The organism is Marinomonas sp. G8-14, from assembly GCF_055808935.1.
Genome location: NZ_CM147891.1, coordinates 3,823,063 through 3,837,481, shown reverse-complemented (window position 1 = coordinate 3,837,481; position 14,419 = coordinate 3,823,063). Strand labels below are relative to the sequence as shown.

Here is a 14,419-nt window from a genome sequence, read left to right as displayed (position 1 = left end):
CATTAAGGTTTTTGCGAATTCAATCAGCGCCAAATCTGTGCCTTTTGAGTCCCACTAAAGACAAGCCACAGGGCGCACCATCTAAAGTACAAACAGGTAAATGTAACTGTGGAAGACCCGCTAACCCAGCAATGGCAGTAATGTCCATCAACTGATTACGATAGGCCGCAAGTTCCTCATCAGCGGCTGTAAACAAAGGCGCTAAGCCGGGTGTGGTCGGGATAATAAGCACCGACCCTTCTATTTCGCTTTCAAGCCAATCTGTGAAACGCTGTCTTTGTTGTTGCGCTACCGCAATATCCGCCTCAGAAAGGTGTTTGCACCAATCAAAGCGTAATTGAATATCAGGGGCAAAAACCGCGCGATCTTTATCCAAACCGGAGACATCATTTACCCACTTGCCATGTTCGTGCCAAATCTCGGCGCCTTGCAAGGTGCGGAATGTCTCACTGGTTTTCCATGCTTTTGTGTCAATGAGGATAGACGCTTCTTTGGGAAAACAACCGTGTTCACGCCATGTTTGCAGCTGAGCTTTTAGTTCTTTTACATGCGCCACTTGATCCATTAAATTCTTTGCAATCAAGACGTTAGTAAATTCTCTTGGTGGCTTACTTTTCAACAGAATACTGGCGGTTTTGGCCAGCGTGGTTAAGTCCTTGGTAAGCCAACCCACCGTATCAAATGACGGTGCCAGCGCCACCATGTTATCCGATGGAATCACCCCATGCGTCGGACGCAATCCGAATAATCCGTTGTAGCTTGCTGGCACACGAATCGAACCACCGGTGTCTGTTCCTAAACCAATATCAGCAAGGCCTGACGCCACCGCCACCGCCGAACCCGATGACGAGCCACCTGGGAGACGATCTGGTGTCATCGGATTTGAGGGTGTTCCGTAATGAATATTCTGACCGTTGAGGCTGTACGCCAACTCGTCCGTCATGGTTTTACCGCAAAAATTGGCCCCAGCATTAAGCAAAGCAGTGACACTTGACGCGGTTTTTGTCGGAATCGGATGAGTCGCAAGCCAAGTAGGATTTCCCGCAGAAGTCGGCAGCCCCGCCATATGAAACAAGTCTTTCACCGCCAAACGTAAACCGCTTAACGATAAAGCATTATCAGTGACCGCAGACTCACTCCAGACGGCGTTGGAGAGTGTCAAAAAAGGATTGTCTACCATGAAATGTTTCATATGTCCTCCGCTTGATTAATACATATGAAACAATCGTTTCACCAATCTGTCAACTGAAACAAAAAAAATAAATCTATTTTTCCTATCGCCCTGTCGCAAAACCACTCCGAATGGTGCCCTACAAAAAACATCGCGACGTTTGTGCAGTAAGCTGAAGAGGATTTCCCCCTAAGAAATTAAGGTTCGAGCTCGTCCAAATCTTCATACAATGCTGAAATCGCCTGCGTCTGACGGCCCGCCGCATCGCCTCGAAAACCAAACACGCGATTGCACAACATTGAGATTAGACTCATTGGCGCGGCATAACTATCGAACGGGCTTTCATTACCAAGATGGCAGACGAGTACATGAGAGACTTGTTGATTATAAATCTGTCCTGTTGGATCAGTAATCAACACCGTGGTTCGGCCTTGCAAGGCTTCAACGATTTTTTTGAATTGACGAGTACGGCGCCTAAAACCTAATAAGACAATCACTTCATCATCGAGAATATCGTGTAGATCTTCCCCTAATGTTTGACCCGGTTGCGGCAGCAAACGAACGGAATGACGCACTTGTTGCAGCTGCTGACGAAAATGCAACGCCAACGGATACGCATTACGAAAACCAATCAAGGTGACGCGTTTCGCATTGGCCAAGCGCTCGCTGATCTCATTGAGGGTATCTGGTCGCAAGCCTTCAAAGGTTAAAGACAAATTTTTAAGCTCTTGCGCCGTTTGATCCAAGGACGAACCTTGAGTAAAAATCGGCACACCACTTTCGCGCAATGCCAATTGCGCCTGCTTCGCACCTTGTTGGGAATCATAACCCAGTTGACGAAAAAAACGACTTACGGTCGCTTTTGACGTATTGGTATTTTCCGCAATCTCTGCGGATGTTTGACTCACAATCGCCAAAGGATTTTGTTGTAAATAGTTTGCTATGGACCGCGCTGATGGAGACAGTGTTGGGTAAGTCTGCTCGATCAGGGATAGCACATCCTGCTTTGTCGCCACGTATTAACCTCAATTCGGAAATATTTTGCTCTACGGTAATGGATTATCATTCTTCTGCCAACTTAGATTATCGACTTTAGGCGCCTTAGAGATTGTTGCACCAAAAAATCAACTTCGCCCTATATTGGCGCACAATATAAAAACAGAACGCCCTATTTCATTGCTTAGCCTTGTCGTAATCGAGCTTGATAACGAGGCACTTTCCGTCTTATTTGCTGTTATTTGTTACATAAATCAATAGTTAAGAAACTTTTGTTTCATGTTGGCATGGGTGTTGCAAATTGTGTTTCAGGCATTCACAAACACAAATAGGAACCCCTCTATGAAAAGATTGAGCAAACTACTCAGCAAAACCCTAATCATCGCAGCGAGCTTTAGCGCACTCAGTGCCAATGCTGACGTACTGCAGGATATAAAAGACCGCAACTTGATTCGTATTGCCGTGCCGCAAGACTTCCCGCCATTTGGTTCAATTGGTACAGACCTAAAACCGCAAGGTATTGATGTGGACATGGCCAATTACATCGCGAAGGAAATGGGCGTAAAAATCGAAATCGTTCCCGTCACCAGTGCCAACCGTATTCCTTACCTACAAACCCAAAAAGTCGATTTGGTGATTTCTAGCCTTGGTAAAAACCCAGAGCGCGAAAAAGCCATCGATTTTTCGACGCCTTATGCGCCTTTCTTTTTAGGCGTGTTTGGTTCTAAAGATGTGGCCGTCACCAAAGTAGACGACCTGGCCGATAAAACAGTGGGCGTCACTCGCGGTTCAGTGGAAGATTTAGAGTTGGAAAAGAACGCGCCAAAGTCGGTGAACATCCGTCGCTTTGAAGACAACAATACCACGCTAACCGCTTATTTATCTGGTCAAGTAAACTTAATCGCTACGGGTAATTTAGTGGCAGCTGAGATTGCGAATCGTCAGCCACAACGTGCCCCTGAAAACAAATTTATGCTGAAAAACTCGCCTTGCTACATCGGCATGGCCAAAGGTGAAACGGCTTTACAGGCCAAAGTAAACGAGTTAATTCAAGCGGCGTTAGCATCTGGTGAACTTAATAACATTTCCATGAAATGGTTAAAAGCACCATTACCTGAAGGCTTCGGCGCATAAGGGTTTCGTTATGTTGTATTTCTCTGATCTATTGCAATACAGCGACGTGTTCTTCAGTGGTTTAAAAACCACTGTTGAGCCTCACTGTACTGACGACGATCTTGGGAGTGGCATTGGGTACGGTCTGCGCGACCGTACGCCAATACGGCAACCGAGCCAGTCAACGCGTTGTCAGTGTGTATGTAGAGCCTCATCCGTAACACGCCGTTCATAGTGCAATTATTCTTTATCTTTTTCGGCCTTCCCGCCATTGGCATGATGTTATCGCCATGGCAAGCCAGCATGATCGCTCTCACGATTAACCTTGGCGCGTACAGCACTGAAATCATCCGCGCAGGCCTTGCCAGCATTTCAAAAGGTCAAGTGGAAGCCGCAAAGGTATTGGGTTTGAACTTTCGCCAAACCCTGACTCGAGTGATCTTCATTCCGGCATTTGAAAAAATTTACCCAGCACTCACCAGCCAATGCATTATCGTTATGCTGGGTTCTGCGGTGATCTCTCAGATCTCGGTGCAAGACTTAACCTACGCTGCCAACTTGGTGCAATCACGTAACTTCCGCGCATTTGAAAGCTACTTGGTAACAGCCTTGTTGTACCTTGGTTTGTCTATTCTGTTGAGGTTTGCTTTCAACGCACTAGGAAAACGCCTATTTGCTTATCGAACGTCAAATTAACAAGCATTCAATAAGTAAAATGAGGGAAACTCAATGATCGAATTTTCTAACTACGACATTCTGCGCAATCTACTCTTTGCGACACAATGGACCATTTTATTATCACTCGCCGCGTTTATCGGCGGTACCACTGTCGCACTGACATTAACCGCCATGCGTTTGACGCGTAATCCAGTTATGCAACGTATTGTAAAAATCTATGTGGAACTGTTTCAAGGCACACCGCTACTGATGCAGATGTTCTTGTGCTTCTTTGGTTTATCCATGCTGGGTTATGAAATTTCCGCTTGGAGTGCGGCGATTTTGTCGCTGACGTTTTTTACCAGTGCTTTTCTAGTGGAAATCTGGCGTGGCTGTATCGACACATTACCAAAAGGCCAATGGGAAGCCAGTCGTTGTTTGGGTTTGAGCTTCTTACAAACCTTGCGCTTTATTATCTTGCCACAAGCGATTCGTGTGGCGACAGCACCAACGGTCGGCTTTTCAGTGCAAGTCATTAAAGGCACAGCATTGGCATCGGTGATTGGTTTTGTCGAACTGACTAAAGTCGGCACCATGCTAAACAACGCAACTTTTGAGCCATTCAAAATATTCACACTGGTCGCGCTGATTTATTTCATGCTCTGTTATCCACTGTCTTTGTACAGCAAGCATCTGGAGAAAAAATTCAATGTCTCTCGTTAACTTACATCAAGTCCATAAATACTATGGCGATCACCATGTGCTCAAAGGCATCGATCTAGTCATCAAAGCTGGCGAAGTGGTGTCTATTATCGGCAAAAGTGGCTCTGGCAAAAGCACTCTATTGCGCTGTATTAATGGCTTAGAACAATACCAAGAAGGCGGTATTACCGTTGATGGCAAAGAAGTCACCACAGAAGACATTCAGGTGCGTCGTCTTGCCCTAAGCGTGGGTATGATTTTCCAAAACTTCAACCTATTCCCACATATGACGGTGGGCGAAAACGTCATGCTTGCACCGACGATTGTGTTGAAGAAAAGCAAAGCCGAAGCCGAAGCCACCGCTCGCGCCATGTTAGAGAAAGTAGGACTGGCAGAGAAATTCGACAGCTACCCAGAAAAGCTTTCTGGCGGTCAGCAACAACGTGTCGCCATCGCCCGCGCCTTAGCGATGTCTCCCAAGGTATTGCTGTGCGACGAAATCACCTCGGCCCTCGATCCTGAATTGGTTGGTGAAGTATTAAAAGTACTCGAGCAACTAGCAAAAGAAGGCATCACCTTAGTACTGGTTACTCATGAAATGAACTTCGCCCGCGACGTCGGCAGCCGAGTTGTCTTCATGCACCAAGGCAAAGTCTGGGAACAAGGCGACCCAAAAACCGTCTTATCCAACCCACAGACCGACGAACTGAAACAGTTTATGGGGGCTGTGCTTTAGTTTTCGACCTCTTAACATAATTCCAAAAAAGCCAGTTTTTTTCTCTTAATGTAAGAGAAAAACTGGCTTTTTCACTTGGGTAGTTCAAATTAGTAATAGAAGATCAGATTAGTATTCAAACAGAAATCTGTTTTGCTGCCTTAGTAAATTGCATGCCTTTAACAACAATACGTTTAGTAACACCTCTCCATAAAAAGCTTCCATCAATGATATCAACACATTGGAAGTCTGTTTTTGAATTATAACAATGAGACAATTTAGTTTTAATCTCTTGAGTATCTCTATTAAAAAAATCGGTTGGATTGGGGTATTTTTTTGAATATTTTCTATCAGATGTCCAAACAAAAAACACCCAGCCATGATAACCAACATATTCATTGAAATTTAGCTGTGATCCATGAAGTTTATTCACTAATAAGTCAAGCCAATTTACTTTATGGCTTAACAAATATTTAGGATAAACTACTTTCACTTCTATATGCTCAAGCAATTTCTCAGTGCCATTCTTATCCCATTGATAAATAGACAAGTCTCTTTTCTTATCTTCGTTATAAATAAACTCATTCTTTTCACTAAATACACCAGTGCCAGCTTCGAAATTCAAAATTTTACATAATTCATTGCATAGCCAAAGCTCGCATGCTGAGAAATTAAACTGGTAAAGATACTGTTCTGAATTTTTCATTATATGTTTAATTGCATCATCGAACGCAACACTTGCATCGGCCATCTTCTATTCCTTTAATATATTCATATCTTTATGAGCATTCTCTTTTTTTAACCTAAAACTAATAAATATCTCATCCTACACATTGAAAAAAGTGTGTATCGATAGCAATAGGCTCAAATCTAATATCCATCTAGATACCCTCCATCAGGCATGATCCAAACCCTATTGAGTGACTGTTGATATGTCTAATACGAATCTATTAACTACGCAGCATGTCCTTTAATTTTGGAGAACAGGGTATCCAGCTCTGACTCAGAATTAATGACTTGGCTTTCACTTGCTTTAGTTATGCTCGTCAACATCAAAAGATTCTCTATCAAACAAGGTAATATAATCACTTTCTGCAAACAGCCTTACAAAGATAGATAGCGTAATCTCGTCTTGATCATTAGGTAGTTTTTCAAGTTCGGCATCAATATTCAAACGGTAGCTTTTAGGCTTTTCCAACTGCATTTTCTCTTGCAAAGCTTGAAAGTTATGAACAGCCTCATCTGATAGAACAAACTCATATTCCGTAAGTTCCGTCGCCGATGTAAACCAGTTGTTGTCATCTTTATGAATATTTTTAATAGAGAGAACCTTCAATGGATAATCAAAAACTAGCCATCCAGTCGATGTTTCTAAATTCAATGATAACGCTGTTTTGGATATGTCTATTTCAACCGGTTTATCGATCTGAATTCGACTTCTCAATTCATGTGGGTTTAAGCTTAAAAAACTATTTTCATCAAAGGCACTCAGTCTAAGCATGCTTCCTAATGGAACATGAGAGCAGCCAAAAAGCAGGAGGCAAATCATCACAGCTATTGTCTTTTTCAAATCAATTCCTTTTTAAAATAAATATGTTATCGCTTAAAAAGCGGCCAGCACAGTGAGATGTTCATCCGTTAGCTGATACCCCAGCCATTCACTCTTAGGCTTTGCGCCTAGTGATTCATAGAAGTCGATAGCGGGTTTATTGCAATCCAAAACGTTCCATTCAAACCTTTCGCAGCCATTCACAATAGCAATTCCTGCCAAATGTTTTAGCAAGGCTTTGCCTGCGCCACTATCTCGCTCCGACGGTGCAACATACAAATTTTCAAGATATAGGCCATGTTTTCCTATCCATGTGGAATAATTGAAAAAATACACCGCAAAGCCAATTGGATGCCCTTATTCCTCACAGATTATGGCTTTTATTGTGAAATATTCGGAAAAATAAAAGATGCAATTGTCTGCTCGGTGGCCAGGACTTCATGTTCCGCTTTTTCATAAGCGGCCAACTCTTTAACAAATCTAAGAATGATGCTTGAATCACCTCGATTGGCGTCACGTATTAACACTGTCATAAAACTCCTTTTCAAACATCGGATTCAAGAATAAATAAATTGTTACTCAGCCCCATGACAAACAACACAAACCTTATTGCCATCTAAGTCTCTAAAATAAGCACCAAAATAACTTTCATGGTATTCGCTGCGCAGTCCGGGACGGCCTTCACATGTGGCACCGTTTTCAATAGCTAAATCGTAGGCTGCCGTGACGGTGGCTCTATCTTTCGCACTGAAGGCAATCATTTGTCCATTGCCAGCATCGTGTGCTTCACCATTAAAGGGTTTGCTGATAACGAATAAAGGTCGACCGTTTGAGCTATCGCTATTCCAACCAGCCCAAGGTTTGTCTCGATCACAAAAACGCTCTTGTATGGCCAAACAAGCCATTAGCTTACTGTAAAAACCATAAGCTCGTTCGAAATCACTTACACCGTAATAAATATGCGAAAACATGTTATTCCTTTTTACATTAGATAGACTGTCTAGGAATTGAATCATAACAGCCATCGAATCCTAAATTTGCTCTTTAAAATGAGCAATCTTTATATCCTAAGATCCTACTTCGGAAATTTGGATAAAAGACTTTTATGTCGATCTTTCGCGTTTTCTCTTACTGCCTTGTAGATGTGCTCACAAAAGTGATCTTAATTTGAATCGACAGCGTATAAATTAAATTTATTGGAGTGGATGAAAGACACAAGTATCGTTTGCTTTTATTCATACTGGACTCGTATTTTGACACGAAACGACAAATACAGAATCCTTTCTCATAATTTTATCAGTGAATTTTATAGGCTTTTCAGATAAGGTCATAGTGTGTCTAAACAAGTCAAAATGTGCTTATTTCGTAACGGCACTCTTAATTCAACTAGGATACGCTATCATTTTTAGCATCGGCCATTTTAACGGGACGAGACATGGAATATGACAAAAGAGATCATTGAAACACGCAAAATTACGAGTGACGAGGCAGCACAATGCGCGTCGGAAGCGATTCAAATCATAGGTTCCATCCAACCACACGGGTTTCAGTTAGTCCTTGATGCGGACACTTTACAGATTGTCCAACATTCCAGTAACACCTTGGATATTTTAACAGCGGGCTTCGTCAGCTAGCCGCTATCCTGAGCTGATCGGTAGTCACATTACTCAATGGGTTGAATTCTCCGATATCAAATCTATCGCACATTTGTCGTCTAAAAAATCGGTGGTGCTTGAAATCAAAGAATCAGGCCTTGTTAAATCATCCGATTGGGGCTGTTTTGCCCACCGAGCTGACGGTTGGATCAGTTTAGAGTTTTCACCCAATACGGGGTCTGAGTACGATAGCCGTGTCTTATTATCACAAATTGATAATATGGTGGCCTTGCTCAAATCGTCCCATGATGAAACAGCTCTGTTCCAAACATTAGTCGGTCAATTACAAAAATATACACAATACGACCGAGTGATGATGTACCGCTTTTTACCCGATTGGTCTGGAGAAGTGGTCGCCGAAGCGGTCTCTGAACGTGAAGAGATAAAATACAAAGGGCTGCGTTTCCCTGCGGAGGACATACCCAAACAAGCACGGGAGCCTCTATACACTCAGCCCTATTCGCCTTTTTGCCGATATAGATGCCAAGCCATGCCCACTAGAGCCAGCGCTCTTACCAAATGGGCAACCTCTCAATCAAAGCTTGTCTATTTTGAGAAGTATGTCACCGGTACATCGCCACTATCTCAAAAATATGCAGGTAAGTGCTTCATTATCGCTTTCGATAAAAAAAGGCGACACACTGTGGGGCATGGTCGTTTGTCACCATAATGAGTTCTCAAAGTGCCAACCAATGACGTCGTGTCACAACTTCGTATTTCAGGGGAATTGTTCAGTGAAATCATCACCTCGTATCTAATCCCTGCTGAAAAAATCAAACGCCTGACCTACCTAATGAACGCGCAATCTTATATTGAAGCATCATTCAATCAGGCAAAAATGGCCAATATCTCGGCCGCTCTATTTGAGTCTGTTTTACTTAAAATACAAACCATCACTCATTATCATTTTATTGGTATTATCTACAGAGAACAGTCTTATATCCTAGAAGGAAGTTCTTTTTTACGTCTTGGCGATCAAACTATCGAGGCATTAAAAAATCTGTTCTCAACACAAGATGCCATTTACTTTCAGTCCGAAAAACTCCATCAAGAAAAAGGCGAAATCCCAGGTCTGCATAGCATGGTCGGGATTGCCATGATAAGGGCAAAAGTGCCCAATGATTTTTATGTCTTTATTGGCAAAGAGGAAGTCGCTAAGAGCATTCAATGGGGAGGCGCACCACAAACCGTCAACATTGTGATCGAAAACAATGAAAGACACTTAGAGCCTAGAAGTTCATTTGCGTTATGGCGCCAAAATATCGCTGGTGAAAGCTCCCCTTGGCAAGAACAAGACCGACACTTATTAGAAATCATTTTTAACGCAGGGAAGGATTTTTTTAGTACCAAACACAGTCAAATGCGCATCAACCAACTCGAGCAAAGTGTCTATTTTGACTCCCTAACGGGATTGGCAAATCGAGAACATCTACGGTCTTTTATCGAAGGATTGAAGGAACAAAAACACATTACTCATGTTTCTGTTCTTTTTATCGATCTGGATAATTTTAAAGACGTTAATGATTTCATGGGCCATGAAACAGGAGACAGGCTACTCATCACCATCGCGCAAAGACTAAACGAATGTGCAACCGCCAACGATTTAGTGGCACGTTTAGGTGGCGATGAATTCGTAGTGGTTCTAACACATCAAGTACTGCCAGACCCAACCTTAGCCGAACTGATTGCCGATAAAATTATTCAGCGTATTGGTGAGCCAATTTTGGATAATGCACACACCTTAGTGATTACACCGAGCATGGGCATCATATCGGAAGACGTCAAAATGCTTGATTTTAACGAAACGCTCAAACAAGCCGATATTGCGATGTACTCCGCAAAAAACAAAGGCAAGAATCGTTTCCATATTTTCGATCACAAAGACCAAGACCTATTCAATAAAAAAACCATCTTAACAATGGACTTACGTGATTGCATTGCCGAGAACAGTTTAGACATTCATTTTCAACCGCAAATGAATGCTCAACAACACGTCGTTGGTGTAGAAGTATTGGCACGCTGGAAGCATGAAAAATTTGGTTTTGTCAGTCCAGACGTCTTTATTGAAATCGCGGAAAAAAATAACCTTATTTATCCACTTGGTTTGCAAATAATAGACAAAGCTTGTTTTCAACTTGCCAAATGGTTTAAAAGAAAACCATCCGTTGATTTCAAGACACTGTCTTTAAATATCAGTCCTATTCAATTAATTGAGCCAAAATTTGAAAAAGACCTACTGAATCTCCTAGAAAAACATAATATTCCGGCAGAAATGATTTGTTTAGAAATCACCGAGTCTGTTTTCATGAAAAACTATCAAACAGCTATTACTGCTTTAAACAATTTAAGGGAACATGGTATTACTATTTCTCTTGATGATTTTGGTACAGGGTTTTCCTCTCTCAATTCACTATGGAAGCTCCCCATTGATGAAGTCAAAATAGATAAATCCTTTGTTTCTAGTATGAGTAAAGACGATAGCTTATTCACCATGGTAGAGAGCGTTATCTCCCTCTGTAAAAAACTTAACTTAGAAGTGGTCGCGGAAGGTGTTGAACACAGTATCGAGTTCAATATTTTAAAAGGCTTAGACTGCAATATTTATCAAGGTTACCTATTCAGTAAACCGCTACCTGCAGACCTGTTTGAGAAAACATTCCTGGATAAATAAAGACGTGCCTCTGGAAACAACATGTTTCCAGAGGCTTTTTTAAAGTGAACTCAATCGTTCACACCCAATATCTTCATGATCCAACCCAAATACAGACGACCAAGACCACTCCCCAGGATTAAGCACAAAGCCATAATTGAGTGTTAAGCCGGATTCAATTTTGATGTCCCCCAATTTAGCATCGCTTTGATCAGTGATGACATAGTCTTCACTGACCACTTCATCGCCGCCAATCAGTTTTTCTACCACCTTGTCTGAGTAAATAAACAGTCGAATGGGTTCAATAGATTGAATGCCAATACTGTCGCCCCCGAAGTCTCCCGCAGCGAATCGAATCGGAGCAGAAACACAGCGGTAATTATCTGTTTGGGCTGTATTTCTTTTCACAATAAGCTCACCTTTCCCTGCGATACCTCGAAGTGACATTAATGTACCAACTTTCGGCGACTCAATGTAAACCACGGCTTTTTTGCCATCTGAAAATGTCAAATTACTCTGATCCACGTTTTTTGCTTCACGGCTGCAGGCAGAAACCGATAAAAGTAGCAAGATTGAGCATAACATGGTGGATAAGTGGGGTAAGTTATTAACATCTTTCATGTTTGGCTCCTGTTTATAGCATCAGATTGTTTTGTCGATAATGTCCAAAATCGCTGTCTAGCTCACTTGGTAAAGCCAATAACACCAGCAAAACAAGCATGCCTATCGCGGGAATCAAAACCACCAGCAACCACCAAGCGGAGCGGTTAGTGTCATGTAATCTACGTACAGTCAGAGACAGCATGGGTAAAAAAACTAACACGCTATAAAGCGCTTCTATTTGCCACGTGGCTTGAAAAAAGATTTCCAACAAGACAAACACTAGCGAGATCACACCATTCACCAAAAAGAACATCCAAAATGCTTCCAGTGATGCTCTTCCTGAAAATTGTGCATAACGTTTCCACGCATCCAGATACCCGTTCATACTTTTCTCCTTTTATTAACCCAAAGTGATACTGAAGGCTTAAAGTACGTTGCGAATAAAAAATTCGCGTCCTAAATCAGGTTTGAGGACGTTCTTGATAAGGATCTAGGACATAATACAGATCTGAGCGGTAAAAAAATGGAGCCAAAATGATCGCTATTCCCTTACCTTTTGTGATTGCCCTATTGTTGTCTATCTTGGCGATTTTGTTGTTCATTCGCCGAGAAGAAACGACGCAATCGGCGTTTGTTTTTATCGCCTTATGTGCGCTTACAACGACCGTGGTAGGATTACGTTGGACGTTTGATTATTCACTCTTTCGTCTTATTCAACCCATCTTGGCATCGTGTATTCCCGTTACGGCTTGGTACTGTTTTTCAAATGCCCACCAACGCCATAAACTGAAAGTTTGGCATTTATTGCCGCCTGTTTTTGTCACCTTGGCGTCTTTTACCTATCCGTTTTGGCGGCCGCCTTTGGACCCAGTGTTAACGCTGCTTTATGTGGGTTATGGCGTTGCGCTGATTCGAGCGTCTTTCAAAGCGTCAAACCTTCCTGAACAAGTACGCTTATCGGATATCGACAATGCTCTAAAAGCCGAGCGGATTGCAGGCATCATGTTGTTAATGTCCGCTATGATTGATGGTGCTTTGGCGGTCGATTTTTCTTTTTTGCTGGCGAACATGCGCTGATCATCCTCTCTATTGGTCATGCGGTATTGCTGCCAGTGCTGGCGACCGCTGTCATTATGATGAGCCTCAGTATCGCACCCAGTGTTAACGAAACGTCTGATCAGCATGAAAAACAAACGCCCGTAGAAGAATCAAAAGACAAAAATCCGCATCCATTAACCGACGATGAAGTAAAAGACATAGTACACAAAATAGAAGTACTGCTTAGCACCAAAGAAGTGTTTCTCGATCCTGATTTAACCCTCGATAGACTCGCTAGAAAAGCCTGTATTCCAGCCCGTCAGATATCTGCTGCCATCAACCAAGTTTACGGACGCAATATCTCACAAGTGGTGAACGAACATCGTATTGAACGGGCCAAAACACTGCTACTGACGACCGACAAAGCCATCACCCAAATTTATATGGATTCTGGCTTTCAGACGAAATCTAACTTTCATCGAGAGTTTTCTCGGGTGACACAACAGACGCCGAGCGCCTTTCGGCGCGCAAATATGAAAAGCTAGAATGCTTGGATAAATCGAATGATGTCTTGATACATCACTTGATGAAGGTCATCCCGAGATTGTCCATTACCGTCTTGGCAAACAATACCATCGCCCGGTTCTTCCTCTTCTATCATCTCAATGGCGCCGGGCTTGCAGAGTTGCATAAAACTAAAGTGCGCCGCGTCTGGATAGACAATGTATTGACGATTATTCGAAGGGATATACTGTGCGAGAAAACCAGACTCTTCCGCTTGTGGTAAATCGCCAATATCAACGCCTGCGGCTAGGATCAATGTGGGTGTAGTTAGAACCCGTAAACTCTGACGGGAAAAGCTTCTCGCCAAGCCCAAATCCAAGGAAATAACTCGCTTGATTCGCGCATCTTTTAAACTGCCAGTCTGCTCGCCAATTTGTGGTTGATCCAAGCCCAGTTCAGGCATCAAACCACACATTCGAGGATTATTTTTAAGCACGCATTCGTGCTTTAGTTGGTCACGATCAAATTGCGCGCCGGCTAACAACATGACAGTCCAACCACCCAATGAATGGCCAATCGCGGTGACATTGTTAGCATCGATATTTGGCAATAGGTAAGACTCGTTCAATAACCAATCCAACAAACGCGACAAATCCCCAGCACGCAGCCACCACTGAGCTGCCGCTTGTGCAGAATGATCAAAAGACGTGGTCCCAGGATGATCAAGCGACGCCACGATATAACCATCTTGCGCTAATTTCGTTGCTAGCCAATTTTGGTTACGCCAGTTGCCACGATAACCATGAGAAATCACAACTAATGGAAACTGACCCGCCAGCGGCGTTCCCACTCGAACCACGTCGGTTCCCAAAAATGCTGCGTTTTCTGCGATTCTTTCCAAAAGAAGTGGTGTCTGTGATGGATACCACACACTGGCTGTTAACGGCCTATCACTGTCCATGTATAACTGAATCTGATCAAACCCTACCGAATACGCAAAAGTGTTCGCTGTCCCGCAGGCCGCCCATAAAATAAAAATAGTTAATCGCTTCATGATGTCTTCCTT

Annotated in this window: 20 protein-coding genes; 9 read left to right on the top strand and 11 right to left on the bottom strand. The window is 42.8% G+C overall.

Annotated features, from left to right (window positions below; translation table 11 throughout):
* Positions 1-19: 19 nt before the first annotated feature.
* A complete protein-coding gene (locus AC0L6V_RS19580) occupies positions 20-1,192 on the bottom strand; it encodes an amidase (RefSeq protein ID WP_418138526.1) in 1,173 nt (390 codons plus the stop codon).
* Positions 1,193-1,368: 176 nt separating this feature from the next.
* A complete protein-coding gene (locus AC0L6V_RS19575) occupies positions 1,369-2,187 on the bottom strand; it encodes a MurR/RpiR family transcriptional regulator (protein ID WP_265220022.1) in 819 nt (272 codons plus the stop codon).
* Between the two features lie 322 nt (positions 2,188-2,509).
* Between AC0L6V_RS19575 and AC0L6V_RS19570 the strand changes: the two genes are divergently transcribed.
* A complete protein-coding gene (locus AC0L6V_RS19570; RefSeq protein WP_265220021.1) occupies positions 2,510-3,301 on the top strand; it encodes a transporter substrate-binding domain-containing protein in 792 nt (263 codons plus the stop codon).
* A 53-nt stretch (positions 3,302-3,354) separates the two neighbouring features.
* On the opposite strand, the gene AC0L6V_RS19565 is transcribed toward AC0L6V_RS19570, so the two are convergent.
* Positions 3,355-3,585, bottom strand: a complete 231-nt coding sequence (locus AC0L6V_RS19565) for a hypothetical protein (RefSeq protein ID WP_418139108.1) — start codon at positions 3,583-3,585, stop codon at positions 3,355-3,357.
* Between AC0L6V_RS19565 and AC0L6V_RS19560 the strand changes: the two genes are divergently transcribed.
* The 3 genes from AC0L6V_RS19560 to AC0L6V_RS19550 are packed head-to-tail and all read left to right on the top strand — an operon-like array spanning position 3,515 to position 5,375.
* Positions 3,515-3,976, top strand: a complete 462-nt coding sequence (locus AC0L6V_RS19560) for an amino acid ABC transporter permease (protein WP_265220019.1) — start codon at positions 3,515-3,517, stop codon at positions 3,974-3,976. The genes AC0L6V_RS19565 and AC0L6V_RS19560 overlap by 71 nt on opposite strands.
* Positions 3,977-4,009: 33 nt before the next feature.
* Entirely contained in the window at positions 4,010-4,660 is a 651-nt protein-coding gene (locus tag AC0L6V_RS19555; protein ID WP_265220018.1) for an amino acid ABC transporter permease, read from the top strand.
* Positions 4,647-5,375 (top strand): amino acid ABC transporter ATP-binding protein, encoded by a 729-nt coding sequence (locus AC0L6V_RS19550; RefSeq protein WP_111609155.1) that lies wholly within the window; start codon positions 4,647-4,649, stop codon positions 5,373-5,375. The genes AC0L6V_RS19555 and AC0L6V_RS19550 overlap by 14 nt, the downstream gene beginning before the upstream one ends.
* A 115-nt stretch (positions 5,376-5,490) precedes the next feature.
* Here AC0L6V_RS19550 and AC0L6V_RS19545 read toward each other — a convergent pair whose 3' ends face one another.
* The 5 genes from AC0L6V_RS19545 to AC0L6V_RS19525 form a co-directional block, all read right to left on the bottom strand.
* Positions 5,491-6,105: a hypothetical protein gene (locus AC0L6V_RS19545; RefSeq protein ID WP_265220017.1), complete on the bottom strand. Its 615-nt coding sequence runs from the start codon at positions 6,103-6,105 to the stop codon at positions 5,491-5,493.
* Positions 6,106-6,387: 282 nt separating this feature from the next.
* Positions 6,388-6,924: a hypothetical protein gene (locus tag AC0L6V_RS19540; protein WP_265220016.1), complete on the bottom strand. Its 537-nt coding sequence runs from the start codon at positions 6,922-6,924 to the stop codon at positions 6,388-6,390.
* Between the two features lie 33 nt (positions 6,925-6,957).
* Entirely contained in the window at positions 6,958-7,239 is a 282-nt protein-coding gene (locus AC0L6V_RS19535) for a GNAT family N-acetyltransferase (protein WP_346433246.1), read from the bottom strand.
* A gap of 44 nt (positions 7,240-7,283) precedes the next feature.
* The gene (locus tag AC0L6V_RS19530; RefSeq protein ID WP_346433245.1) at positions 7,284-7,436 is read right to left on the bottom strand and encodes a hypothetical protein; all 153 of its coding nucleotides are present in this window, start codon (positions 7,434-7,436) and stop codon (positions 7,284-7,286) included.
* 42 nt (positions 7,437-7,478) lie between these two features.
* Positions 7,479-7,874 (bottom strand): VOC family protein, encoded by a 396-nt coding sequence (locus AC0L6V_RS19525; RefSeq protein WP_265220015.1) that lies wholly within the window; start codon positions 7,872-7,874, stop codon positions 7,479-7,481.
* Between the two features lie 471 nt (positions 7,875-8,345).
* On the opposite strand from AC0L6V_RS19525, the gene AC0L6V_RS19520 reads away from it, so the two are divergent.
* From AC0L6V_RS19520 to AC0L6V_RS19510, 3 genes are all read left to right on the top strand, one after another.
* Positions 8,346-8,537, top strand: a complete 192-nt coding sequence (locus AC0L6V_RS19520) for a hypothetical protein (RefSeq protein WP_418138525.1) — start codon at positions 8,346-8,348, stop codon at positions 8,535-8,537.
* Positions 8,538-9,118: 581 nt separating this feature from the next.
* Entirely contained in the window at positions 9,119-9,316 is a 198-nt protein-coding gene (locus tag AC0L6V_RS19515; protein WP_418138524.1) for a GAF domain-containing protein, read from the top strand.
* Entirely contained in the window at positions 9,241-11,229 is a 1,989-nt protein-coding gene (locus AC0L6V_RS19510; protein WP_418138523.1) for a bifunctional diguanylate cyclase/phosphodiesterase, read from the top strand. The genes AC0L6V_RS19515 and AC0L6V_RS19510 overlap by 76 nt, the downstream gene beginning before the upstream one ends.
* Before the next feature lie 39 nt (positions 11,230-11,268).
* On the opposite strand, the gene AC0L6V_RS19505 is transcribed toward AC0L6V_RS19510, so the two are convergent.
* The gene (locus tag AC0L6V_RS19505) at positions 11,269-11,829 is read right to left on the bottom strand and encodes a hypothetical protein (RefSeq protein WP_265220011.1); all 561 of its coding nucleotides are present in this window, start codon (positions 11,827-11,829) and stop codon (positions 11,269-11,271) included.
* 13 nt (positions 11,830-11,842) lie between these two features.
* Positions 11,843-12,196, bottom strand: a complete 354-nt coding sequence (locus tag AC0L6V_RS19500) for a DUF805 domain-containing protein (RefSeq protein ID WP_265220010.1) — start codon at positions 12,194-12,196, stop codon at positions 11,843-11,845.
* Positions 12,197-12,345: 149 nt separating this feature from the next.
* Between AC0L6V_RS19500 and AC0L6V_RS19495 the strand changes: the two genes are divergently transcribed.
* Both AC0L6V_RS19495 and AC0L6V_RS19490 read left to right on the top strand, forming a co-directional pair.
* The gene (locus AC0L6V_RS19495; protein WP_418138522.1) at positions 12,346-12,888 is read left to right on the top strand and encodes a hypothetical protein; all 543 of its coding nucleotides are present in this window, start codon (positions 12,346-12,348) and stop codon (positions 12,886-12,888) included.
* Positions 12,889-12,944: 56 nt separating this feature from the next.
* Entirely contained in the window at positions 12,945-13,394 is a 450-nt protein-coding gene (locus AC0L6V_RS19490; protein ID WP_418138521.1) for a helix-turn-helix domain-containing protein, read from the top strand.
* Here the strand turns inward: AC0L6V_RS19490 and AC0L6V_RS19485 are convergent.
* Positions 13,391-14,407, bottom strand: a complete 1,017-nt coding sequence (locus AC0L6V_RS19485) for an alpha/beta hydrolase family protein (RefSeq protein ID WP_265220007.1) — start codon at positions 14,405-14,407, stop codon at positions 13,391-13,393. The genes AC0L6V_RS19490 and AC0L6V_RS19485 overlap by 4 nt on opposite strands.
* Between the last annotated feature and the right edge of the window lie 12 nt (positions 14,408-14,419).